Raw genomic sequence first — 21,861 nt, 5'->3', positions numbered from 1 at the left:
GCGGTGGTCCCGTGCCGAGGCGCGGGCTGCCGGTCCGGCGGTACCGTGGACACGAGACCCCTTGAGCGGCGAGTCGGAGAAGACATTGGTCGACAAGGAGATCAGAGTCCTGGCGACCGTGCTGCTCGAACGCGTCGGGGAGCTGGCGAAGGAGATGGCGGCACGGATCCGCGCCGGCTCACGGGAGTACCACTACGACGCGGTGCCCGAGGAGGACCTGGAGGAGGCCTGCCGGACCCACGTGAGCAACGCGCTCCAGGCGCTGTCCGGACAGGTGCCGCTGGACACCGAGGCCGCGGCCGACATCGGCCGCCGACGCGCCCGGCAGAACGTGCCGCTGCCCACCGTGATGACGGCCTACCGCGTCGGCGTGAAGTACTTCTGGGAGTCGGTGGTCACCGAGGCCACCACAACTGCCCTGGTGGGCAACGACATTCTGGTCGCGGCCGCCTCCGCCATGTGGGAGATCCAGGACGGCATCACCGAGGCCATGGTCACCGGGTACCACGACGCCGTGGCCCAACGGCTCCTCGCCGGCGACCAGGAACGCTCGGCGCTGGTGGAAGCCCTCCTGGAGGGCAGGAGCATGGACGCCGACGCCGTGTGGTCCGCGGCGGAGGTCCTGCGCGTGCCGCGCGGCGGTCCGTTCACCGTGATCGCCGCCGAGGTGCCGCAGATCGGCCGACAGGCCCTGCCGGACATCGCGGCCCTCCTGACCCGGCGCGGCATCCGCTCCGCCTGGCGACTGCGCCCCGACCTCCAGCTCGGCATCGTGCACCTGCGCACCCCGCGCGATCTGCCCGACCTGGTCGAGGTGTTGCGGGACCACGCGGAGCGACGCGTGGGCGTGAGCCCCTCCTACGACGACCTCAACCGCACCGGCGACGCCCTGCGCTTCGCCAGGGTCGCGATGCGCGGCGGCGACGCGGAGACCGGCGCCGTGACCGTCTTCGACGACTCACCGCTCGCGGTCGCCACAGCCGGCGCACCCGACGTCATGGCCCGCGTCGCCGCCAAGGTCCTCGGCCCCATCGAGTCGCTGCCCGCCGACGAACGCGCCCTGCTGCTGGACACGTTGGACGTCTGGTTCGACTGCGGCGGATCCGCCGAGGAGGCCGCCAAGCAGCTCTACGTCCACCCCAACACCGTGCGCACCCGCCTGCGCCGCATCGCCGAACGCACCGGCCGCTCCCTGACCGACCCGCGCGGCATCACCGAACTCGCCCTGGCCCTGCGGGCCGTACGCCAGACTCCGAGGCCCCCGACCTCGGAGCCGACAGACGCCACGAGGAAGTCCTAGGCGGCGGTACCGCCCGCGTAGTCGCTCTTGAAGGTGGTCTCGATGGTGGTGGCGACGGACTGGGCCACTCCCGTGCCGGTGAGGATGATGCCCAACTCCCGGTTGTTCGACAGGGAGTTGCTGCTGATGTTCATCGAACCCGCCTCCACCTCCTGGGTGGACAGGCCGTAGTCGGCGACCATGGCCTTGGCGTGGATGTAGAAGCCGTCGGGGTCGGAGTAGCCGACGACCGTGCCGCCGGCCGCCTTGATCGCGGACACCTCGCTGGAGTAGTCGCCCGGGGTCTCCAGCACCACCCGTACGGTCACGCCCGCCTTCGCTCTGGCCACGATCGCGTTGACCACCGTGCTGTCGCTGAACTCCAGCTCCTCGACGTCCAGCGTCGTGGTGGCCGCGTTGATGACGGTCAGCAGACGGCTGCGGGAGTCGGTGGGGGACCAGAGCAGGTGGTCGCCGTCGGTCGGGGTGACCGAGGTGCCGGCGTAGTCCGCGTTGAACACCTTCTCGATCGCGGCGACATCGCGGGTGTCGTCGGTGAAGACGCCGTAGTCGCGGCCTGTCGAGTAGTACTGCGAGGTCAGATTGCCGGTCAGGACAAGGGACTTGGTGGCGTCGACCGTGATCGTCTTCTGGTGGGTGTAGACGAAGCTGGACGGCGACCACACCACGCCCACGCCCGCGTTCGTCAGCGCCGTGTACGCCGAGCTGTTGGCGGACTGGTGCGCGCGGTCCAGGACCACGCGCACGGTGACGCCCTTCTTCTCCAGGGCGATCAGGTCGTTGACGGCCGTGGTGTCCTCCAGCTCGTACATCGTCATGTCGAGCGAGGAGGTGGCCGAGTTGATGAAGTCGTAGATGGTCGGCTGGGTGGTGCCGGCCTGCGAGAAGGCGAAGGCGGTGTAGGTCGCGGCGTTGGCGGGGACAGCCGTGACGAACAGGGTGGCGCCGGCGGCCAGCGCGACACCCGCGCGGCCGAGGAACGTCCTCAACATGCGTGACTCCTAGTCGAGTTGATGCCCACGTGGGGGGTGGCGGGCAGGTGCATGACACCACGCGCGTAGAACGCGGTGGAAGAGCAGCTCGGTGAACTCGGCGTTGCCTGCCGTGAGTACGGCCGGACAAAGGGGACTTCGTGCAGGTGGGACCCGGTTCATGAGGTCCCCGCGAGTTAGCAAAAACTTCGTAGCCGGTGAATTTGGCGGTGGGGAGTGTGGGGCTCTGGGCGGGTCGGTGAAGTGAGCCGCGCGTCGGCAGCGCCCAGGCTCGGCAGTGCCCCAAAGGGGCGCGGGGAACTGCGCGCCCAGCCACGACGGCGCGGCAGCGAAACGATGGCATATCGGGGCACTTCCAGCGGAGCGCTTAGGCTGCGCCCCGACACCCCGCATCGACCATAGGAGCGCCCTCGTGTCCAACCCTCCGTACCCGGATGCCCACCACCCGGATGAAAAACCCGCCCCCCACCCCCTGCTCACCCCCGTACTCGCCCTCCTGGGCCACTGGCACGGCCGAGGCAAGGGCGAATACCCCACCCTCGACGGAGACTTCACCTACGCCCAGGACGTCACCTTCACCCACGACGGCCGCCCCTTCCTGCACTACGAGGCCCGAGCCTGGATCCTCGACGCCGAAGGCACACCACTCCGCCCGGCCGCCCGCGAGAGCGGCTGGTGGCGCCTGCAACCCGACGGCCGGATCGAGGCACTGATCACCCAGCCGACCGGCATCGCGGAGATCCTCGTAGGAAGCGCCTCCGACGGCACGGTCGACCTCGCCACCCACGAGGTCGCCCTCACCCCCACCGCCAAGAAGGTCACCGCCACCCGCCGCCGCTACACACTGACCGACGCCGCCACACTCACCTTCGCCCACGACCTGGAAGCCGTAGGACAACCGCTGCAACACCACCTCGCGGCGCAGCTCCACCGCACGGGCTGAAATGGACTGATCAGAAAGCCTGTTCACGGCGTTGCTTTCCGAATATCCGATCGTTGATCTCCTCAGGCAGTGAGCGGTGCCCGAGCGGCATGGAGGCGTGGATCGACAGTGGTGCCCGGCGGCCTCCCGTGGGCAGGCGAACGGAGAGCCCTGTGCGCATGAGTGACCTTCAGCGGTGCGAGATCCGTCCCGGACGACTCGTCGAGTGGACGCTGCACCCGACGGCCGTGGGGGCGGCGCGGGAACTCCCGGACGACGCGCGGCCACCGGCGTACGTGCAGGAGTCCCACATCCGTACGGCGCGTTCCGTGCGCGAGGACGGGCTGTTCGTGCCCACCTGGCTCGGTACCGCCTTCGACATGCCGGGGCGGATCGAACTCGACGTCCTCCAGGGCGCGTTGCGGTCCTGGATGCTCCGGCACGAGACGCTACGCAGCGGCTTCCGGTGGGCCGGTGACGAGATGCGCCGCTTCACCCTGGACGCCGACGCCGTGGCCCTGCACCGCGAGGACGTGGGGGAGTTCGCGGACGCGGCGACGCTGACCCGGTACCTGCAGGACCGTTTCGATGTGACAGCGGACGCGCTCACCTGGCCCAACTTCCTGTTCGCGGCGGTCGTCCGGGACGACGGCACGAGCGTCTACCTGGCGTTCGACCACAGCAACGTCGACGCCTACTCGCTGCATCGCATCGCGGGTGAGGTCCACGAGCTGTACGCGGCCGGCCTCGCCGGGAAGGCCGCCGAGTCGGCGCCCGTCGCCAGCTACATCGACTTCTGCGCGGGCGAGCGCACCGACGCCGACCAGATCGACGACACGCACACCGTCGTCTCCCGCTGGCGCGAGTTCATCGCCCGCTGCGACGGCAAGCTGCCGAACTTCCCCGTCGACCTCGGCCTCGACCCCGAAGGCCCGCTGCCCACCCAGAAGTTCCTCCAGGAGATGCTCGTCGACGACGTGGACGCGGCGGCCTTCGAGGCCTACTGCCGCCCCTACGGCGGAAGCCTTGTCGGCATCCTCGCGGCCGTCGCCCTCGCCGCCCGCGAGATCAGCGGCCTCGACGTGTACCGCACCGTCGTCCCCTTCCACACCCGCGCCAAGTCCCGCTGGGCCGACTCGGTCGGCTGGTACGTGGGCGGCGCCCCGATCGAGATCCCCGTCCAGCACGCCACGGACTTCGACCACGCCCTGCGCATGGTCCGCGCCACCCTCCGCGAGAACCGCCCGCTGGCCCGCATGCCCATCGCCCGCGTCCTGCGCCTGCTGGGCGCCGACTTCAGGCCCACGTCCCCCGACCTGTACTCGATCGTCTCCTACGTCGACTCGCGCGCCCTGCCCGGTTCGGAACGCTGGCATGAGCTGAAGGCGTACGGACTGATCAGGGTGTCGTACGGCGACCAGGTGTGCGCGTGGGTGACCCGGGTCCACGAGGGCCTGCAGTTCGCGTGCCGCGTCCCCGACAACGTCATCGCGGACAAGAACATGCGGCTGTGCATGGAGCTGGTGCGGGAACGGCTCGTCGAGGTGGCCCGGCAGGCGTCGGCCGTCCGTCTCTAGCTCCTCCTCGTCCAGTTGGCGAGGCCGCATCCGACCTGGGGCACGTGTACCGACCTGCGCACGCGCGCCCCATGTCCGAACAAACATGGTGCAGCACCGTTGACCGACCGGACGGACGGGACCTACGTTCTCTGCAGGCGAAAGCGCTTGCCATACCCCCGCCGTTCATCCAGCACGGCCCGATGGGTCGCGCTCTCGTGCCACGTCGTCCGTCCGTTCCCCCCCACTCACCCCCGGACCGGGCAACAACTCCTGACCTCAGACAACGATGTCCACGCCCCACTCAGGAGGCATCGCCATGACGCCACCCAGCTTCCGGAGACGAGCTGTCCTCGGCGCCGCCGCGGGCGCCCTGTTCGCCCCCCTCCTCGCCGGCTGTTCCGACGGCAGCGGAGCGAGCACGGCGGCAGGCGGGAAAGTGACACTCACCTTCGCCTGGTGGGGCAACGACGACCGTGCGCAACGCACCAACGCCGCCGTGGCCCTGTTCGAGAAGCGTCACCCGAACATCACGGTGCGCACCTCCTTCGCCGGCTACCCGGCGTACGTGCAGAAGCTCGCCACCCAGGCCGCGGGCGGCGACCTGCCCGACGTGGCCCAGCTCGACTACCGGCAGATATCCCAGTACGCGGGCAGCGGCACCCTCCTCGACCTCGGCCCCTACGTCAAGAACGGCACGCTCCGGACTGCCGACTTCGACACGACCCTGACCCGCACCGGCGTCTATGACGGCAAGCAGTACGCCCTCCCGATGGGCAAGGGAACGACCGGAATCGTCTACGACACCGCCGTCTTCAAGAAGGCCGGAGTCGCGACGCCCCAGCCGGGCTGGACCTGGGACGACTGGGCGGAAGCGGGCAAGAAGATCACAGCGCTCGGCATGAAGGGCCCCAACGGGCATGCCTACACCGGTCTTTCCGACCTCGGTGTGAACGAGGACGCCTTCGAGACCTGGCTGCGCAGCCGCGGCAAGGAGTTGTACGCCTCCGAGCACCGACTCGGCTTCACCGCCGACGACTTGACCGCCTTCTGGACCTTCACCGACAAGCTGCGCCGCGCGGGCATCGTCTCGCAGGCCAGGGACACCGCCCAGATCGGCGGCGCCGTCGAGGACACCCCGATGGGACGCGGCATCGCGGCGACCGACTTCAACTGGGACGCCCCCTTCCTCGGTTACCCGCCCCTGCTCGGCGACCAGGTCCACTTCGCGCCCGTCCCCACGACCGACGGCAAGGTGGGCCAGTACTTCAAGCCGACCATGCTCATCGGCGCGGGCGCCGGGACCCAACACCCCAAGGAGGCGGCCGAGTTGATCGACTTCCTGCTCAACGACCCCGCCGCGGGCAAGATCCTCGGCGTCACCCGCTCCACACCCCCCAACGAGAAGATCGCCGCGGAGATAGGCAAGACCCTCACCGGCCCGGAGAAGGAGGTCTACGACTACGGCCGCAAGATCGCCGCCCACGGCACGGACGCGCCACCGATGGCACCACCCCGGGGCGACGTAGTCCTCCAGGTCTCCTTCCAACGCGACTACCAGCGCGTCTCCTACGGCATGGAGAGCCCGCGAGGCGCCGCAGAGGAGTACGTCGCCGAGGCGAAGCGGGAGCTGCGATGACCACCACAGCGACCCCACCGCCCCGCACCGCACCCGCCACCGCGACACCACAGGTGAGCCGGAAGCGGGGTCAACGCGGCGGCCCCGCCTACATCTTCCTCTCGCCATGGATCCTCGGGGTCGTCCTCCTGACGCTCGCCCCCATGGCCGTGTCCCTGTATCTGTCGTTCACCGACTACAACCTCTTCGACCCGCCCAAGTGGGTCGGACTGCGCAACTACAGCGACATGTTCACCGCGGACCCGAGGTACTGGCGCTCGGTGGGCACCACGCTCCTCTACGTCGTGGTCGCCGTCCCCCTCAAACTCGCCATCGCACTCGGCGTCGCCCTGCTGCTCAGCAACACCCGCAAGGCCAAAGGTTTTTACCGCTCGGCCTTCTACGCCCCGTCGCTGCTCGGCGCGAGCATGGCGGTCGCGCTGGTGTGGCGGGCGCTCTACAACGACGGTGGCACCGTCGACGAACTGCTGTCCTCCATCGGCATCCACACCGGCGGCTGGGTCTCCGACCCGCACCTCGCGGTGTTCGTCGTCGCACTGCTCTCCGCCTGGCAGTTCGGCGCCCCGATGGTCATCTTCCTCGCGGGGCTGCAGCAGATCCCGGCCGACCTGTACGAGGCCGCGGCACTCGACGGCGCGGGACGCCGGCGGCGGTTCGTGTCCGTGACGCTGCCCATGCTGTCCCCGGTGGTCTTCTTCAACCTCGTCCTGGAGACCATCCAGTCCTTCCAGGTCTTCACCCCCGCCTTCGCGATCAGCGGCGGCAGCGGCGGACCGGCCGACTCGACCGAGTTCTACACGCTCTACCTCTACGAACGAGGCTTCACCGCCTCGCACATGGGCTACGCCTCCGCCATGGCCTGGGTCCTGCTCCTGGCCATCGGCGCGGTCACGCTCGTCCTCTTCAGGACCTCGCGTTCCTGGGTCTTCTACGCCAACGAGGGGGCCTGATGGCCACGACCGCGCCCGACTTCAAGAGCGCCGCCGGCCTCAAGACCAACGCCGGCCGCACACGCACCGCGGCGATCGCGAAACATGTCGGCCTGGTGGCCGTACTCCTCGTCCTGCTCTACCCGTTGGTCTGGCTCCTCGCCACCTCACTCAAGCCGGCGAACGAGGTCCTCACCAGCCTGAAACTGCTGCCGAGCCACATCGAGTGGTCGAACTACACCACCGCCCTCGACGGAATCAGCGGCGTCTCGATCACCCGCCTTCTCCTCAACTCCCTGCTGATCAGCGTCGGTTCGGTCATCGGGAACGTCGTGTCCTGCTCGCTGGCCGCCTATGCCTTCGCCCGGCTGCGCTTCCGTATGCGGGGCCCGATGTTCGGCTTCATGATCGCCACGATGATGCTGCCGCACCACGCCGTGCTGATCCCGCAGTACATCATCTTCAACAAACTCGGCATGGTGGACACCTATTGGCCGCTGATCCTGCCCAAGTTCCTTGCCACAGAGGCCTTTTTCGTCTTCCTCATCGTGCAGTTCATGCGCGGCCTGCCCCGCGAACTCGACGAGGCCGCCCGCATCGACGGCTGCGGACCGTTCCGCATCTTCTGGTCGGTCGTCCTCCCGCTGACCCGGCCGGCGCTGATCACCACCGCGATCTTCACCTTCATCTGGAGCTGGAACGACTTCTTCACCCAGCTGATCTACCTCTTCGACCCGGAGAAGTTCACGATCACCCTGGCCCTGCGCAACTTCGTCGACCAGTCCAGCACCTCCGCCTACGGCCCGATGTTCGCGATGTCGGTGATCTCGATCGTGCCCATCGTGCTGTTCTTCTTCGCCTTCCAGCGCTACCTGGTGGAGGGCATGGCGACCTCCGGACTGAAGGGCTGAGCCGATGAGTTCCTTCGCACCCCAACGCCGGGAACCCAGCGAGCTGTTCGGCCCCCGCTTCACCCTCTTCGCCGACATGCTCGCCGTCGGCCTGGCGGCGGCGGTCGCCTCCCTCCCCCTGATCACGGCGCCTACGGCGTTCGCCGCGTCCTGCGCGGTCCTGCGCCGGTCGATCCGCGAGGACCGGCCGGTGACCATGGGGGAGTACGTCGCCGAGTTCCGCGCCCATGGACTCCGCCGCGTGCTGCTGGCGGGCGTGACCGTGTTCGCGGCGGTGACCTTGGTCGTCCTCGATCTCGCACTCGCGGGGGCGGGACTCCCGGGCGCCCGGCCGGTGTCGTGGGCGCTGATCGCTGTCGCGGTGGCGGGACTCGTCGCGGCCCTGCGTGCCGCCGCCGATCCGGAAGTGGCACGCGGTTGGCGCCCGGCCCTGAGCAGGGCCGCGGCACGGTCAGTCACAGATCCGAGGGGCTGCGCGCTGATCGTGACGGCGGTCGGGCTGTGCGTCGCGTTCGTGTGGATGCTGCCGCTGCTCGGCCTGCTGCTGCCCGGGCCACTGGCCTTCGCGATCACGGCCGTGGAACTGCGTATCGAGCCTCCGGCCGACCTGGATCCAGGAAGGTGACGGGCGGTGGCGGGATCCCGTCGGCCCCTGTCACCGAGTCCTCTGGTTGCCTCTCTCACCCCCTTCTACCGTCGAAGGAGAGGCCGGTGGTCCGCCGGTGTCGCCCTTCTACGGAAGACGCCATATGCACGTCCAGATCGTTCTCTTCGACGGCTTCGACCCGCTCGACGTCATCGCCCCCTACGAGGTCATGTACGCGGGGGGCAGCGCCTCGGACGGCGCTGTCACCGTGGAACTGGTCTCGGCCGAAGGCCCACGGGACGTCGTCAGCGGTACCGGTGGTCTGGTGTTGCGGGCCACCGGCGCCCTCGACCCGGCCCGCTCCGGCTTGGTACTCGTGCCGGGAGCGTCCGGCCGGGTGGGGGAGCCGGGCGAGGTGCCCGACATCGACGCCGGTGGTGAACTGGTGTGGCGGCAGGACGAGTTCATCCCCGTGCTGCTCGGCCGCACGCTGACCACCGAACTGCCCGGGCTGCTGAAGGCCGCCATGGACAATCCGCGGATCACCATGGCCGCGGTGTGCGGTGGCTCGCTGGTGCTGGCCATGGCCGGACTCATCGAGGGCCGCAACGCCACCACCCATCACCTGGGCCTGGACATGCTCGAAGCCACCGGCGTCCGGGCCGTTCGCGCCCGTGTCGTGGACGACGGCGACCTGGTCACCGGCGCCGGCGTCACCTCCGGTCTCGACCTGGGCCTCTATCTGCTGGAGCGCGAGATCGGTCCGCGGATCGCCCACGCCGTGGAGGAACTGTTCGCACACGAACGCCGGGGCACCACCTGGCGGGCCCAGGGGCCGACACCTGCCGCCCTGTAATTGCCGCCCAACACGAGAAAGAACCACTCATGCCCATTGAAGGCGTCTGGGACCTGACCATCGCCACACCCGTCGGCCGCATCAAGCCCGTCGTCGAACTGAGCCGGGAGGGCGACGAGTTCACCGGAGTCGCCCACGGCGTGGGTGAGGAAGTGCCCCTCCGTGACGTCGTCGTCGACGGCGACCGCGTCAGCTGGAAGCAGGCCGTCACCAAACCACTCCTCCTCAACCTGACCTTCGCGGTCACCGTCGACGGCGACGCCCTCACCGGCACCTCGAAAGCCGGTCGCCTCCCGGCCTCCAAGGTCACCGGCCGACGCCGGGTCACCGGGACGGATTGACCTGCTTGGCCCAGCCGCTCCAGTCGGGGATCGCCTCGCACGCCTCCCGCCACGCGGACGGTATGCCGCCCGTGCCGGTGCGGGCCGCGACGACACCGCCCGCGATCGCGCAGGTCGTGTCCCGGTCGCCCCACCCGGCGACGGTCTGCCACAACGCCTCGGGCAGATCGTCCAGTTGACCGGCCGCGGACCACAGGGCGAACGGCACGGTGTCCGGAGCGGAGATGAGCGTCCCCGAGCCCAGCACGGACGCCGCGTGCCGTACGGACGTCCGCCCGGAGAAGTTCGCGGCGACCAGCAGACCGGAGCGGACATCGCTCTCCGGCACGTGTGAGGCGACCTCCCGCAGGAACTCGGCGCGTGGGGCGGCCTGGTGACCCGCACCGGCGGCCACCAGCGCGGCGGCGACCGCCACGGCCACCGCCCCCGCGACGGCCTCCGGGTGAGCGTGAGTGGTCAGCGCGGACAGCCGGGCCTGCTCGGCGGCGGTCACCACATCGTCCCGGAACCAGGCTCCCAGCGGCGCCACCCGCATCGCGGCACCGTTGCCGTAGGACCCCTGCCCGCCGAACTGGCCGGTGGTGACCGCCTGCCAGTCCTCGCCGTCGCCGATCCGGCGCAGGATGCCGTGCATGGACGGGCCGTACCCCCGACTCGGGTCCCGCTCGTACCCGGCGGCGAACTCCCGTGCCAGCGCGTCCGGTCGGACCTCGCCATGGGCCACCAGGTGGGCGAACAGGACGAACGCCATGGCCGAGTCGTCCGTCCACAGCCACGGCGCGGGGCGCAGTTCCCGCGCTGCCCACAGCTCCTCGGCGGGCTCGTCGGACCGCGTGAACCAGCCGTCGCCGAAGGCGTCGCCCATCACCAGCCCGTCGAGGGAGGCGTGGGCGTGGTGCGGACTGCTCATGGCGGGGCTCCTGCTGATGACCGGTGGGCTCGGCACATCGTAGTTAAGGTGCGTGGATGGAGCGGATCTTGGTGGTCGGGGTGACAGGCGCGGGCAAGTCGACGCTCGCGCGGGCCGTGGGCGAGCGGCTCGGCGTGCCGTACCACGAGATGGACGCCCTCTACTTCAGCGGCCCCGACTGGACCGTCAACGAAGGCCTGGCCGACGACGTCCTGCGCCTCACATCGGAACCATGCTGGATCATCGACTCGATCGGCTCCCCCGAAGTACGCGATCTGCTCTGGGAGAAGGCCGACACGGTGCTCTGGCTGGACTACGCGAGACGCGTGATCATGCCGCGCGTCCTGCGCCGCTCACTCCGGCGCACGGTCACCCGCGAGAGCATCTTCGGGGGAAACAGGGAGACTTGGGCGGGCTGGTTTAGCCGGGAACACCCGGCCTGGTGGGCTTGGGCGCAGTACGCGGACCGGCGCCGCGAGATCGAACGCCGGACCGGTGACCCCCGGTTCGCTCCGCTCACCACACACCGATTCGCTCAACCCGCCGGCACCGAGGCCTGGTTGGCAGCCCTGGGCTGAAGCTCACAGGAACGGTGTGCCCGCGTCGAGTCCGGCCAGCACGCGGCCGTACAGCTCCAGGTTGGTGGCGGGGTTGACGAAGGAATGCAGGTTGAGAGCGTGCAGGTCCCGTACCGCACGCTGGACGGGGACCTCCCGGTGGAGGGAGGACGCCCCGGACGCGGATGCGACGAGGTCCACGGCTTCCTTGCACAGGCGGGCCGTATAGCCGCTCTGCGCCCGGATCCTGGCCCGGTCCGCCTGGGTGTACGGCTCGTCGTGCTCGGCCCCGGCCTCGATCCGGGCGACGAACTCGCGGGTGAGCAACTCGGCGCAGGAGATCTTCATCGCCGCCTCGGCGGCCTGGAGGTGTGTGACGCCCGCCTCGTACTGCCGCTCGTGGAACGTGTAGGTGATGCCCCGATGGTGGATGCGCTCGGTGAACTCCGCGAGGGCCGCCCGGGCGAGCCCCAGCGCGTTCGGCGCCGTCCAGGCACAGAACAGCAGCAGGACCGGCATCCGGTAGAACGGGTCGTCGGCGTTGGCCTTGGAGGCCAAGTCGCCGCGCAGCAAAGGCCCTACGGGCAGCACGCGGTGCGCCGGCACGAACACATCCCGTGCGACGACGCTGTTGCTGCCGCTCCCCGCCAGCCCCGAGACGTACCAGTCGTCGAGGATCTCCAGATCGGACATCGGTACGGCGGTCCACAGCACCTCGGGCGGGCCGCCCCCGGACTCGACCCGGGTGGTCAGGAGGTGCCAGTCGGCGTTCTGGCAACCGGTGGCGAAGCCCGAGGTGCCGTTGACGACATAGCCGCCGTCCGTCGCGACCGCGAGGGCATCCGGGATGAGCGTGCCGCCGACCCGCACGTCCGGACCGGTGAAGATCTCGTCCTGCGCCTCGTCCGGAAAGAGCGCGGCTATGTACGAACAACCGGCCTGGATCAGCGCCATGAACCCGGTCGAACCACACCCGGCGGCGATCTCGCTCAACACCTCGACCTGCGTACTCAGCCGAGTCTGGTAACCGCCGTACCGCCGTGGGACGTTCATCCGGTAGACCCCGGCGGCCGTCAGCGCCGACACCACTTCCCCCGTCACCCTTCTCTCCTGCTCGGTGCGCAACGCGTGCTCGCGGACGAGGGGTTGGATCTCCCGCACGCGCTCGACGAGACCGGCATCTGACGGGGGCGCTGCGGACGGAGCCATGGACGACCTCCGGGCACGACGGGCCCTCACCGTGACGCGGATCGTGTGAGGTGTCAACGCCCTTGTGCACATGGGTTGTTCACGGGGGAGGAGTTCAGGGAGCGGTAGAAGTCGAGGTGGCTGCGGGCCGCCGCGTCCCAGGTGTGGCGGGCGGCGAGGGCACGTCCGGCGGCGGCGCGGGCGGGGTCCTCGGTCGCGAGCGCGTGGGCGAGGTCGGTGGCCAAGTCCTGGGGAGTGGCGGCGAATTGAGCCGCCGCGCCGAACACCTCCCGCAGCACGGGCAGATCCCGCACCACCAACGGAACACCCGCCGCCAACGCCTCCATGGCCGCGAGACCGAAGCCCTCCTGGAGAGAGGGGAACGCGAACGCGTCCGCCGCCGCGACCAGGGACGGCAGCTCGTCCTCGTCCACCTGCCCCAACACCACCGGTTCCACGGCGAGTTCGGCGACCCGCGCCTCCCAATCCGCCCGGTAGTCGCGGTAGTCGAAGAGCGTCTCGCCGCCCGCGATCACCAGCCGGACGTCGGGACGGGCGGCGCGCAGCAGGGCGTAGGCCTCCAGGAGGTCCAGTGAGCCCTTGCGGGGTTCGATGCCGCCGACGGTGAGGATGTACGGGCCGAGGCGGGAGCGCCAACTTGCCTGCGCTGCCGGGTCGGTGGCGGCGAAACGGTCGTAGGCCACGCCGTTGGGAATGACCTGTGCCTCGATGCCCCAGCCGGCCGCCAGTTCACCGGCGACGGCCCCGGAGACACAGACGTGCGCGTACGGCTCGACGATCGCGCGTTCGTGACAGGCGGCCAGTTCGGGGGTGGTGAAGTGGTCGAGGTGGTGGACCGTGCGGACGCAGCGGCCGGCCGCGTTGGCGCTGATGCAGTCCTGGGCGTGGACGACGTCGTAGGGCGTGGGGTCGAAGGCGGTGCGGAGGGTCGCGATGGAGCGGAGGATGCGTTCGCCGACGGTCTCCGCGGGCGGGCCGTCGGGAAACGGGACGATCTGGAGGCGGACCGCCGGGTGCACCGGGCGGAAGAAGCCCGCGTCGCCGCCTCGGCCCAGCGTCCACACCGTGACGTCCTCGCCCAGGGCCGCGAGGGCCTCCGCGAGGGCGAGCGTGTGGACGACGCCGCCGCGCGGCTTGGTGGAGTAGCTGAGCAGGGCGATCTTCACGTACGGGACTCCCGGTAGGCGTCGGGGCGGCGCTCGTCGAGGTGGCGCAGGACGCGCCGGGCGCGGTCCGTCTCGGCGGCGACGTCGATCTCGGCGACCGCGAGACCGGCCTTGGACCAGGTGCGGGCGAGGATGTCACCGCCGGGGCCGACCACCTTGGCCTGGCCGAGGAAGCGCATGCCGCCCATCGCGCCGGTCTGGTTGGAGGAGGCCAGGACGACCTGGTTCTCGGCGGCGCGCGACTGGTCGTACAGGTCGAAGAGGCGGGCCTGGCGGTCCTGGGCCATGCGCGGGGCGCGGTTGGTGATGCTGGTCGGCCAGGCGGAGAGACAGGCGAGGATCTCGGCGCCGTCCAGGGCCAGCGAACGGGCCGACTCGGGGAAGGTCTTGTCGTAGTCGATGAGCATGCCGAGGCGGCCGACAGGGGTGTCGAAGGCGTCGAAGCGGTCACCTGCCGTGTACGCGGCCACCTCGCCGGCCGGGAGGTGGACCTTGCGGTGCCGGCCCAGGATGCCGTCGCCGCTGACGCAGACCGCCGCGTTGTAGCGCTCGGTTCCGCCGTCCTCGCAGTAGCCGACGCACACCACCATCTCGGCTGCCAGACGGGCGACTTGGAGGATCAGCGGGTCGTCCGGCTTGAGGGCCGGGGGCAGTGTCTGGGGGTCGGGGTGGCGCAGGTCGGCGAGGTAGCCGCCGAGGGTCGCGTCGGGCAGGACCAGCAGTCCGGCGCCGTTGCCGCGGGCGTCGTCGATGAGTTTGGCGACGCGGGCCAGGTCGAACTCCAGGTCGCGGCCGAAGTGGGCGGCCGCGGCCGCGATCCGGATGGTGCTCATGCGGTGACTGCTCCCGGGGCTGGTCCGTAGGTCTCGGGCCGCCGGTCGCGCAGGTGTCCCATCGACCGGCGGGCGGTCTCCAGGGCCTGTGCGACGTCGAGTTCGGCGACGGCGATGCCGGCCGTCACGCCCGTGTCGGCGAGGATCTCGCCGCCCGGGTCGACGACCTTGGCACTGCCCACGAAGCGTAGCGACCCGAACGTACCCGACTGGTTCGCGGACAGCCACACGATCTGGTTCTCCAGCGCGCGGGCCCGGTCGAACAGGTCGAAACGCCGCTTCCAGCGGTCCTGTTCGAGATCGGCGCTCGCCTTCGTGCGAGCGCCCGGCCAGGCCGACACGCACACCCCGATCTCGGCGCCGTCCAGCGCCAGAGCCCGCGCCGACTCCGGGAACGCCTTGTCGTAGCAGATCATCATCCCGAGCCGACCGACCGGTGTGTCGAAGGCGTGGAAACGGTCGCCCGAGGCATAGCTCGCGTCCTCGCTGAGCGGCTGGTGGACCTTGCGGTGATTGCCGAGGACACCGTCGCCGGTGACGCAGACGACGCTGTTGTAGCGGGCATCCCCATCTGCCTCGCAGTATCCAGCCACGACCGTCAACTCCCCGGCCAGGGCGGCCAGTCGGCGGATCTCCGGGCCGTCGAGGGCGAGCGCGGGCGGGCCCTCGTCCAACGCGCTGTCGTCGTCCAGGCTGAGCAGATAGCCGCCCAGGCAGGCCTCCGGGAGCGCGAGAAGTCGTACGCCCTGCTCGCCGGCCTCCTTGATCAGGCGTTCGGCGATCGCGAAGTCCTCTTCCAGGTCGCGGCCGAACTCGGCGGACACGGCGGCCATCCGCAGCGTGCTCATGCCGTCCCCATTCCGGTCACCGCGGAGGCGACCGCCTCGGTGATCTCTCCGTCGGGCCAGCGCAGCCCGACCCCTCGCCCAGCGGTCAACTCCCCGCACACAGCGCCTGTTGCGGGCCCGGCGGGCAGCGGCGGCGCGTGCGGCTCGTCGGCGGTGAGCATCGCGAAGCCCGGGAAGCAGGTCAGCCAGTCACCCATCGAGGCGTTCGTGGGACGCGGCACTTCGGCCACGTCGAGCACCGCCCCGCAGCCGCTCGCCTCGACGAGCATTCCCAGCGTGCCGGCGATCCCGGCCATCGACACGTCCTTCGCGGCGGCCGGTCGCGCGGCGCCCACCGCCCTTGTCATCGTGAGGAGTTCGTCGGTACGACGACGGGTGGTCGAGTCCCACTGGCGGCCCCGGTATCCCGCGCGCCAGCCGCCGCCGAGGTCGGCCGTGAGGCGTACGGCGTGCCCTGGGCGCCCGCCGCCACCGGGCACAGGCCGGTCGGTGCGGCCGAGGGCGGTCACCGACAGGGCGGCGGGGACGCCGAGTTGGGTGTGACCGCCGAGCACCGGGACGCCGTAGGCCCGCGCCGCCCGGGCCAGTCCGGCGAGGACCAGCGCGGCGTGCGCCGCATCGCGTGCGCCCAGCGCGTCCAGCAGTCCGACCGGTGAAGCACCCATCGCGGCAAGGTCGTTGACGTTCACCAGGACCGCGCACCAGCCCGCCCACTCCGGGTCCCGCTCGACCATCGACGGCATGATCGCGTCGCACGCGGCGATCACGTCGGTACCGGGGACGGGCGCGCCGTCGTCACCGATGAAGCCGGGCGGTGCGGGGAGTTCGGCGAGCAGGAGACCCAACGCGGCTTTCATGGCCGCGACTTGGGCCGCGATCCGCGTGATGGGCCGGTGCATCAGGACGTGTGGCGTACCGGCGACTTCCGTGGCCCGTACCGACTGCCAGCCGAGCCGTCGGAAGAGCACCTCGTTGCTGGCCTGTACGGTCGCGTCGAACCGCAGGACACCTTCCGCCTCGGCGCGTGCGCAGGCCGCCCGGACCAGTGCCGCGCCGATTCCGTGCGGGCCGCGCGCCTGCGGGGCGACGACCAGTCGACCGCCCTGCCACCAGCCGAGGTCCGGACCGTTGTCGACGGGGCTCAGCCGCACCCCGCCGATGACCGTGCTGTCCGGGGCCCGGGCGACCAGGACGACGGTACGGGCGTCGGCGTCACGGTCGTCGAGGTCGTCGCCGGTGAAGAGCCCCTGTTCGTGGACGAAGGTCTCGGTGCGCAGGCGTCGGTAGGCGGCCAACTCGGCTTTGTCGACGGCCTGTTCGATGTGGAACGCGGGGCGGCGGGCGAGGGTGCTCCGGTCGCCGAGCAGCGCCAGGATGTCGACCGGCCCGTCCGTCACGAGGGGTGCCGCGGAGCCGTCCAGGTACATCGACATCACCCGCCCGCCGACTGCAGGACACTGCACGCGCCACAGGCCGCGCAGCCCGCCTTCTGGTCGGCGCCCGTCATCCCGGCGGCGCGAAGTTTCGCCGCGACGCGCTCGGTGACGTACGTGAGGAGTTCGGCGCTCGGTGCGGGGATGCCGTCGCGGGCGGCGAGCGTGCCGGCCATCGGGCGGAACGGGACGACGAACGGGTACACGCCCCGGTCGATCAACTCGCCCGCACCCGCGACGAGTTCGTCCGGGTCCTCACCGAGTCCGACGAGCAGATACGTGGAGACACGGTTCGGCCCGAAGACCCGCACCGCCTCGTCCCACGCGGCCTCGTACTCGGTCATGGGGACGGTCGACTTGCCCGGCATCCAGCGCCTGCGTACCTCCTCGTCGAGGGACTCGACGTGGATGCCGATCGAGGTGGCCCCGGCGTCGTGCAGTTCGCGTATCCAGGCGAGGTCGCCGGGCGGTTCGCACTGGACCTGGATGGGGAGGCCGGGCACCGCTTCGAGGACGGCGCGCACGGAGCGGACGAGATTGCGCGCGCCCCGGTCGGGACCGGTCGTCGTGCCCGTCGTCATGACCATCTGCCTGACGCCGTCCAACCGCACCGCCGCTTCGGCGACTTCGGCGAGCTGCGCCGGGGTCTTGGCGGCGACCGCGGCGCCCGAGCGCAGGGACTCCTCGATGGTGCAGAAGCGGCAGCGGTCGGACTCGGCGTAGCGGATGCAGGTCTGGACGACGGTGGTGGCGAGGACGTCGGCGCCGTGGAGGCGGGCGATGTGCTCGTAGGGGGTGCCGTCGGCGGTGGTGAGGTCGTAGAACCTCGGGCGGCTCACGGCCGTCAGGGCCAGGCCGGTGTCCTGGTCGCCCAGCCACACACTGCCGTCGCGTACGCGGTAGGGGCTGGCCGGGTTGGTGGGCAGTGCGGCGTTGGCACCGTCGACGAGGACGTGGCCGTCGCCGCTCGGACCCGCGCCGTCGGGCCGCCGTACGGGGGCGTCCAACGCGACGCCGTGCAGGGCGAGTTCGGCGCGGGTCATGATGCGCACATCCACCGCCGTACTCGTCGATTCGGTGCCAACGCTCACAGCGGCCCCCTTACAGCTGGTAGGTGGAGTTGATGATGGCGCCCTTGCGCGCGTAGTGGATCAGCGCGTCCTGGACGTCCAGCGGGTGGGTCGGGATGACACCCTCGATGAGGTCCTCCTCGCGAGCCCCGTGCAGGGACAGGCCGAAGCGGCAGCAGAAGACCTTGCCGCCCTCCGCGATGAACGTCTTGAGCTGGTTGTTGATGTTGTGCTCGCCGGGGAACGCCGAGTTGCCGGTGGTCGGGAAGCCGCGTGTGGCAAGGCAGTTGAGGGAGCCGGGGCCGTAGAAGTAGATGGCCGTCTCGAAGCCCTTGCGCAGGGCGCGGGTCGCCTGGAGGACGGCGACGAAGGAGACCGAGGACTCGTGGGCGATGCCGTGGACGAGCGTGAAGTACGTTTCGCCGTCCTCGGCCTTGTAGTCGGGGAAGACCTTGGTGGCGCCGTAGATGCTGGTGCCGTCCGGGAGGGACGGGTGGGGGATCTCGTTGAGGGACTGCTGCTCGATCTCGCTGAGTTCGACGGTTTCGGACATGGCTGTCTCCTTGTGCGTACCGGACTTGAGAGGGGAGTCGGTCAGTCGTAGAGCGTGGCGAAGGTGTCCCGGAAGACCAGGTCGCCGAGTTCGCCGCCGCCGGTCGCTTCGGCGAGGCGGGCGTACTCGCCCGTGAAGTCGCCCCACGGCTGGTCGCTGGCGAAGAGCACCCGGTCGTGGCCGGTGCCGCGGCGCTCGATCTCCCGGGCCAGCCAGCGGGGAGTGAAACCGATGGCCCAGGAGAGGTCGGTGTAGACGTGCTTGCCGGCGGTGATCCAGTCGAAGAACCGGGAACCGGCGAGCTTGATGTGGCCGCTCATCCCGCCGCCGAAGTGCACGAGATGGACGGGGACCTGGTCGGCGTACCAGTCGACCAGGTGGCCGACCTCGTCGATGTCGGAGGCGGCCCCGGGGGAGGTGTGGACGTGCACCACCAGCCCGTGCCGGGCCGCCTCGGCGAAGATACGGTCCAGGTGGGGTCGGCAGGCCGGGTCGGTGGGTCGGCCGCCGAGCAGGAAGCTCAGCTTGAGGGCCTTCACGCCCCGCTCGCCCGCCAACTCCAGTGCCTGGGCGGTGAGGTGCTCGTCCTCGGGGCGCGGGGAGACCCAGAGCCCGGCCCGGATGCGGTCGTCGATCTGGGCGGCCTCGATCGCCAACTCGTTGAAGGAGAAGGCGATCGCGGGGTCCGGTACGCCGTAGTTCGGGATGACCAGGGCGCGTTCGGTGCCCTCCGCGTCCAGGTCGGCGATCAGCTGCTTCACGGTGGCGCGGGCGGTGGTGTCGGGGTTGACCGGCGGGCCGCCGTAGAAGGGATAGGCGGGCAGGACGCCGATGTGGCGGTGTGCGTCGTAGACCATGTGTCGTCCCGTTCCTTGTCCTCTCCTCTTCCTCCGCCTCAGCCGATCGGGAGGGCGGAGGCGAGGTCGGTGGGGGCGCCGGTGAGGGTGCCGCAGACGTCGGCCACGCGGCGTGACGCCTCGATGTGGTTCGCGAGGAACTCCGCGTCCCTGCCCACCGCTTCGAAGCGTCCCGAACCCCACGAGTGCTGCCAGGGCAGACCGAGGAAGTACAGGCCGGGGACGCTGGTGGCGCCGCGCCAGTGCATCGGGTAGCCGCGGCCGTCGAAGACCGGTGCCTCTATCCAGCGGTGGTCGCGGCGGAACCCGGTCGACCAGACCACGGACGTGATGCCGGCCTGGGCCAGGTCGAGTTCGCGCGGCTGGTCGTCCGGCTCCCACACGGGTACGTAGCGGGGCTCGTCCGGTGCCGCGATGCCCTGGGCGGTGATGTGGGCGTCGATGGCGTCCTTGATGCCCTCCGCCACGGCGTCCGCGTGGTCCAGGTTGACCTTGAGGTCGTCGGCGAACTCCAGTGCGCTGCCGCCGACTTCGGTCAGCCGGCCGTACAGCCGCATACCGTCGCGGGCGAAGGCGCGCAGGTCGATGTCGCGACCTCCGTCGCGTCCGGTGACGTAGTGGTTGACGCGCATCCGGACCGCGCCGGCGTCGTCGAAGTCGTCGATGCTCTTCGCGTAGTGGCCCATCTCGTCGAGCCACGCCACACAGTCACGACCGCGATAGAAGCGGGCCACGCGCGGCGCGCTGCCGACGGCCAGATGGACCTGGCGTCCGGCGAGGTGCAGGTCCTCGGCTATCTGGCAGCCGGACTGGCCGGTGCCGACCACCAGGACGGCGCCAGCGGGGAGTTGGGCCGCGTTGCGGTAGCGGGAGGAGTGGACCTGGGTGAGGGAGTCGGGCAGCCGCTGGGCCATCGGCGGGAGGGAGGGGGTGTGGTAGGGGCCGGTCGCTATGACCACTTGGTCGGCGCTGAAGTCCCCTTCCGTCGTGGCGAGTTCGAAGACTCCGCTCGGGGAGCGGCGCAGCCGGGTGACTGTCACGCCCTCGACGAGCGGTGGGCGGAAGTGGGCGACGTAGCCCTCCAGGTACCGCACGATGTCGTCGCGGACCATGAAACCGTCGGGGTCGTCGCCCTGGTAGGGGTAACCGGGCAGCCTGCACTGCCAGTTGGGGGTCACCAGACAGAAGGAGTCCCAGCGGCGCTCGCGCCACTCGTGCCCGACCCGGTGGGCCTCGATCACCACGTGGTCGATGCCGCGTTCGCGCAGCTCGTGGCTGACGGAGAGTCCCGCCTGGCCACCACCCACCACGGCCACCGAGTAGTGCGCGCCGGCCAGCCGTGTCGCCGGGCTCATCGGGGGCTCCCGTCGGCTCCGGTGAGGGCCTCGACCGTGACCTTGGCGCCGCCGATGTCGCCGTACGCGGCGGCCGTCCGCTCTATCCGTGCGAGTTGGCCGGAGGCGCCGGTGCAGAGGAAGCCGAACTTCTCCCGTACCCGCTCCCCGGCGATACCCAGCGCCGTACGGCTGCGCTCGACGAATTCGGTGAGCTCGTATTCGGCGCCCGGGGTGAAGTAGTCCTCGACTATCGTGGAGGGTGAATAACAGCGCTGGGTCAGTCCGTCGGGCCAGCGCACATCGAAATACATCTCGGGCATGACATCCTCCATGCCGCGCGCCGAGGTCTTGCCACCTCGCCGCTCTCCATGGCGACCAACTTCAGCCCTGCGGATTTCCGAACGAAGTCATCGGGAACAAAGGGGAGTTGCGAAAACCTCACCGCGGCTCGGGGGCGGTGTCAGCTATTTGTCGCCGCCCGTCGACGTTTCGGCGGGCGGCCAATGGGCGAGCGAGATCATCCCCATCACCCGGCGTATCAGGTAGAAGGCCAGCGGCAGTTCGACGAACAGTGCCAGCGCGGCCGACCACCAGACCTCCGACGTGCCGAAGGCGAGGGACACGTCGAACCACGCGTCGCAGATCAGCAGGACCGACGTGGTGAGGGCAGCCAGGATGACGGCGCGGTGCCGCCGCCAGCCGAGCAGCGCGGTGGACGCCATCGCGACCACGAGCAGGGTGTCGAAGCCGACCCAGGTCAGGCGCCACTGATGGACCTCGTACCCGGACGGCAGTGTCACCGCCAGCAGGACTGTCCACGGGATCAGTCCCACGGCGCAGACGGTCAGCAGCTCCAGGGTGTGGCGCCGGTGCCGGCGTACCCGCTCCAGCACGTCGGGCGTCGGAGAGGGGGCCTCGACCCGGTTGCGGGTGTCGGCGTTTATGGCGTCGCTCACCTCGACTGCTCCGTTCTCAGACGTCCGCTGGTGATCCAGTACTACTTCCAAGCCAACGCCCCCTTCGGCGTCGTTTCTTCCCGAGGCGGCGGGTGCGGAT

The 21,861-nt window shown here is 70.4% G+C and carries 23 protein-coding genes; 10 read left to right on the top strand and 13 right to left on the bottom strand.

Annotated elements, in window-relative coordinates:
- Positions 1 to 61 precede the first annotated feature (61 nt).
- Complete coding sequence (locus ACGFY9_RS28570) at positions 62 to 1,300, top strand: PucR family transcriptional regulator (protein WP_393758787.1); 1,239 nt, start codon at positions 62 to 64, stop codon at positions 1,298 to 1,300.
- On the opposite strand, the gene ACGFY9_RS28565 is transcribed toward ACGFY9_RS28570, so the two are convergent.
- Complete coding sequence (locus ACGFY9_RS28565) at positions 1,297 to 2,292, bottom strand: phospholipase D-like domain-containing protein (protein ID WP_393758785.1); 996 nt, start codon at positions 2,290 to 2,292, stop codon at positions 1,297 to 1,299. The genes ACGFY9_RS28570 and ACGFY9_RS28565 overlap by 4 nt on opposite strands.
- Positions 2,293 to 2,704: 412 nt before the next feature.
- On the opposite strand from ACGFY9_RS28565, the gene ACGFY9_RS28560 reads away from it, so the two are divergent.
- The 8 genes from ACGFY9_RS28560 (at position 2,705) to ACGFY9_RS28525 (ending at position 10,032) form a co-directional block, all read left to right on the top strand.
- The gene (locus tag ACGFY9_RS28560) at positions 2,705 to 3,235 is read left to right on the top strand and encodes an FABP family protein (protein WP_393758783.1); all 531 of its coding nucleotides are present in this window, start codon (positions 2,705 to 2,707) and stop codon (positions 3,233 to 3,235) included.
- Positions 3,236 to 3,393: 158 nt separating this feature from the next.
- A complete protein-coding gene (locus tag ACGFY9_RS28555; protein ID WP_393758781.1) occupies positions 3,394 to 4,791 on the top strand; it encodes a condensation domain-containing protein in 1,398 nt (465 codons plus the stop codon).
- Positions 4,792 to 5,089: 298 nt separating this feature from the next.
- Positions 5,090 to 6,409: an ABC transporter substrate-binding protein gene (locus tag ACGFY9_RS28550; RefSeq protein WP_393758779.1), complete on the top strand. Its 1,320-nt coding sequence runs from the start codon at positions 5,090 to 5,092 to the stop codon at positions 6,407 to 6,409.
- Positions 6,406 to 7,359 (top strand): carbohydrate ABC transporter permease, encoded by a 954-nt coding sequence (locus ACGFY9_RS28545; protein ID WP_393758777.1) that lies wholly within the window; start codon positions 6,406 to 6,408, stop codon positions 7,357 to 7,359. The genes ACGFY9_RS28550 and ACGFY9_RS28545 overlap by 4 nt, the downstream gene beginning before the upstream one ends.
- On the top strand, positions 7,359 to 8,249 hold the full coding sequence (locus ACGFY9_RS28540; RefSeq protein WP_393758775.1) for a carbohydrate ABC transporter permease: 891 nt from the start codon (positions 7,359 to 7,361) through the stop codon (positions 8,247 to 8,249). Before ACGFY9_RS28545 ends, ACGFY9_RS28540 begins: the two co-directional genes overlap by 1 nt.
- A 4-nt stretch (positions 8,250 to 8,253) precedes the next feature.
- Positions 8,254 to 8,874 (top strand): hypothetical protein, encoded by a 621-nt coding sequence (locus ACGFY9_RS28535; RefSeq protein WP_393758773.1) that lies wholly within the window; start codon positions 8,254 to 8,256, stop codon positions 8,872 to 8,874.
- Between the two features lie 124 nt (positions 8,875 to 8,998).
- Complete coding sequence (locus tag ACGFY9_RS28530) at positions 8,999 to 9,691, top strand: DJ-1/PfpI family protein (RefSeq protein WP_393758771.1); 693 nt, start codon at positions 8,999 to 9,001, stop codon at positions 9,689 to 9,691.
- Between the two features lie 29 nt (positions 9,692 to 9,720).
- Positions 9,721 to 10,032, top strand: a complete 312-nt coding sequence (locus tag ACGFY9_RS28525; protein WP_393758769.1) for a hypothetical protein — start codon at positions 9,721 to 9,723, stop codon at positions 10,030 to 10,032.
- On the opposite strand, the gene ACGFY9_RS28520 is transcribed toward ACGFY9_RS28525, so the two are convergent.
- On the bottom strand, positions 10,016 to 10,942 hold the full coding sequence (locus ACGFY9_RS28520) for an ADP-ribosylglycohydrolase family protein (protein ID WP_393758768.1): 927 nt from the start codon (positions 10,940 to 10,942) through the stop codon (positions 10,016 to 10,018). The genes ACGFY9_RS28525 and ACGFY9_RS28520 overlap by 17 nt on opposite strands.
- 56 nt (positions 10,943 to 10,998) lie before the next feature.
- Here ACGFY9_RS28520 and ACGFY9_RS28515 point away from each other — a divergent pair, with 56 nt between their 5' ends.
- On the top strand, positions 10,999 to 11,520 hold the full coding sequence (locus ACGFY9_RS28515) for an adenylate kinase (RefSeq protein WP_393758766.1): 522 nt from the start codon (positions 10,999 to 11,001) through the stop codon (positions 11,518 to 11,520).
- Between the two features lie 3 nt (positions 11,521 to 11,523).
- Here ACGFY9_RS28515 and ACGFY9_RS28510 read toward each other — a convergent pair whose 3' ends face one another.
- From ACGFY9_RS28510 to ACGFY9_RS28460, 11 genes are all read right to left on the bottom strand, one after another.
- A complete protein-coding gene (locus ACGFY9_RS28510) occupies positions 11,524 to 12,708 on the bottom strand; it encodes an acyl-CoA dehydrogenase family protein (RefSeq protein ID WP_393758764.1) in 1,185 nt (394 codons plus the stop codon).
- Positions 12,709 to 12,761: 53 nt separating this feature from the next.
- On the bottom strand, positions 12,762 to 13,874 hold the full coding sequence (locus ACGFY9_RS28505) for an MSMEG_0565 family glycosyltransferase (RefSeq protein WP_393758762.1): 1,113 nt from the start codon (positions 13,872 to 13,874) through the stop codon (positions 12,762 to 12,764).
- On the bottom strand, positions 13,871 to 14,707 hold the full coding sequence (locus ACGFY9_RS28500) for a carbon-nitrogen hydrolase family protein (protein WP_365302943.1): 837 nt from the start codon (positions 14,705 to 14,707) through the stop codon (positions 13,871 to 13,873). The genes ACGFY9_RS28505 and ACGFY9_RS28500 overlap by 4 nt, the downstream gene beginning before the upstream one ends.
- On the bottom strand, positions 14,704 to 15,555 hold the full coding sequence (locus tag ACGFY9_RS28495; RefSeq protein WP_393758760.1) for a carbon-nitrogen hydrolase family protein: 852 nt from the start codon (positions 15,553 to 15,555) through the stop codon (positions 14,704 to 14,706). The genes ACGFY9_RS28500 and ACGFY9_RS28495 overlap by 4 nt, the downstream gene beginning before the upstream one ends.
- On the bottom strand, positions 15,552 to 17,018 hold the full coding sequence (locus ACGFY9_RS28490; RefSeq protein WP_393758758.1) for an MSMEG_0567/sll0787 family protein: 1,467 nt from the start codon (positions 17,016 to 17,018) through the stop codon (positions 15,552 to 15,554). Before ACGFY9_RS28490 ends, ACGFY9_RS28495 begins: the two co-directional genes overlap by 4 nt.
- The gene (locus ACGFY9_RS28485) at positions 16,988 to 18,079 is read right to left on the bottom strand and encodes an MSMEG_0568 family radical SAM protein (RefSeq protein WP_393758756.1); all 1,092 of its coding nucleotides are present in this window, start codon (positions 18,077 to 18,079) and stop codon (positions 16,988 to 16,990) included. The genes ACGFY9_RS28490 and ACGFY9_RS28485 overlap by 31 nt, the downstream gene beginning before the upstream one ends.
- A 10-nt stretch (positions 18,080 to 18,089) precedes the next feature.
- On the bottom strand, positions 18,090 to 18,611 hold the full coding sequence (locus ACGFY9_RS28480; protein WP_033279770.1) for an MSMEG_0572/Sll0783 family nitrogen starvation response protein: 522 nt from the start codon (positions 18,609 to 18,611) through the stop codon (positions 18,090 to 18,092).
- A 41-nt stretch (positions 18,612 to 18,652) separates the two neighbouring features.
- Complete coding sequence (locus tag ACGFY9_RS28475) at positions 18,653 to 19,468, bottom strand: amidohydrolase family protein (protein WP_393758754.1); 816 nt, start codon at positions 19,466 to 19,468, stop codon at positions 18,653 to 18,655.
- A 38-nt stretch (positions 19,469 to 19,506) separates the two neighbouring features.
- Complete coding sequence (locus ACGFY9_RS28470; protein ID WP_393758752.1) at positions 19,507 to 20,823, bottom strand: MSMEG_0569 family flavin-dependent oxidoreductase; 1,317 nt, start codon at positions 20,821 to 20,823, stop codon at positions 19,507 to 19,509.
- Positions 20,820 to 21,125 (bottom strand): MSMEG_0570 family nitrogen starvation response protein, encoded by a 306-nt coding sequence (locus tag ACGFY9_RS28465; RefSeq protein WP_393758750.1) that lies wholly within the window; start codon positions 21,123 to 21,125, stop codon positions 20,820 to 20,822. The genes ACGFY9_RS28470 and ACGFY9_RS28465 overlap by 4 nt, the downstream gene beginning before the upstream one ends.
- 144 nt (positions 21,126 to 21,269) lie before the next feature.
- Positions 21,270 to 21,761 carry a hypothetical protein gene (locus ACGFY9_RS28460; RefSeq protein WP_393758748.1) on the bottom strand — a complete coding sequence of 164 codons (492 nt, stop codon included), beginning with the start codon at positions 21,759 to 21,761 and terminating at the stop codon, positions 21,270 to 21,272.
- Positions 21,762 to 21,861: the final 100 nt, after the last annotated feature.

The sequence above is a fragment of the Streptomyces sp. NPDC048504 genome, from assembly GCF_043200035.1.
GTDB lineage: Bacteria > Actinomycetota > Actinomycetes > Streptomycetales > Streptomycetaceae > Streptomyces.
Note: the sequence above shows the minus strand (reverse complement) of the source record. Positions and strands in the feature narration are given on the sequence as shown.

What these genes read in the sequence shown, in the direction of transcription:
- ACGFY9_RS28565 (WP_393758785.1), bottom strand. Translation starts at nt 2,292, where the DNA reads ATGTTGAGGACGTTCCTCGGCCGCGCGGGTGTCGCGCTGGCCGCCGGC.
- ACGFY9_RS28555 (WP_393758781.1), top strand. Translation starts at nt 3,394, where the DNA reads ATGAGTGACCTTCAGCGGTGCGAGATCCGTCCCGGACGACTCGTCGAG.
- ACGFY9_RS28550 (WP_393758779.1), top strand. Translation starts at nt 5,090, where the DNA reads ATGACGCCACCCAGCTTCCGGAGACGAGCTGTCCTCGGCGCCGCCGCG.
- ACGFY9_RS28545 (WP_393758777.1), top strand. Translation starts at nt 6,406, where the DNA reads ATGACCACCACAGCGACCCCACCGCCCCGCACCGCACCCGCCACCGCG.
- ACGFY9_RS28540 (WP_393758775.1), top strand. Translation starts at nt 7,359, where the DNA reads ATGGCCACGACCGCGCCCGACTTCAAGAGCGCCGCCGGCCTCAAGACC.
- ACGFY9_RS28535 (WP_393758773.1), top strand. Translation starts at nt 8,254, where the DNA reads ATGAGTTCCTTCGCACCCCAACGCCGGGAACCCAGCGAGCTGTTCGGC.
- ACGFY9_RS28530 (WP_393758771.1), top strand. Translation starts at nt 8,999, where the DNA reads ATGCACGTCCAGATCGTTCTCTTCGACGGCTTCGACCCGCTCGACGTC.
- ACGFY9_RS28525 (WP_393758769.1), top strand. Translation starts at nt 9,721, where the DNA reads ATGCCCATTGAAGGCGTCTGGGACCTGACCATCGCCACACCCGTCGGC.
- ACGFY9_RS28520 (WP_393758768.1), bottom strand. Translation starts at nt 10,942, where the DNA reads ATGAGCAGTCCGCACCACGCCCACGCCTCCCTCGACGGGCTGGTGATG.
- ACGFY9_RS28515 (WP_393758766.1), top strand. Translation starts at nt 10,999, where the DNA reads ATGGAGCGGATCTTGGTGGTCGGGGTGACAGGCGCGGGCAAGTCGACG.
- ACGFY9_RS28510 (WP_393758764.1), bottom strand. Translation starts at nt 12,708, where the DNA reads ATGGCTCCGTCCGCAGCGCCCCCGTCAGATGCCGGTCTCGTCGAGCGC.
- ACGFY9_RS28500 (WP_365302943.1), bottom strand. Translation starts at nt 14,707, where the DNA reads ATGAGCACCATCCGGATCGCGGCCGCGGCCGCCCACTTCGGCCGCGAC.
- ACGFY9_RS28495 (WP_393758760.1), bottom strand. Translation starts at nt 15,555, where the DNA reads ATGAGCACGCTGCGGATGGCCGCCGTGTCCGCCGAGTTCGGCCGCGAC.
- ACGFY9_RS28480 (WP_033279770.1), bottom strand. Translation starts at nt 18,611, where the DNA reads ATGTCCGAAACCGTCGAACTCAGCGAGATCGAGCAGCAGTCCCTCAAC.
- ACGFY9_RS28475 (WP_393758754.1), bottom strand. Translation starts at nt 19,468, where the DNA reads ATGGTCTACGACGCACACCGCCACATCGGCGTCCTGCCCGCCTATCCC.
- ACGFY9_RS28470 (WP_393758752.1), bottom strand. Translation starts at nt 20,823, where the DNA reads ATGAGCCCGGCGACACGGCTGGCCGGCGCGCACTACTCGGTGGCCGTG.
- ACGFY9_RS28465 (WP_393758750.1), bottom strand. Translation starts at nt 21,125, where the DNA reads ATGCCCGAGATGTATTTCGATGTGCGCTGGCCCGACGGACTGACCCAG.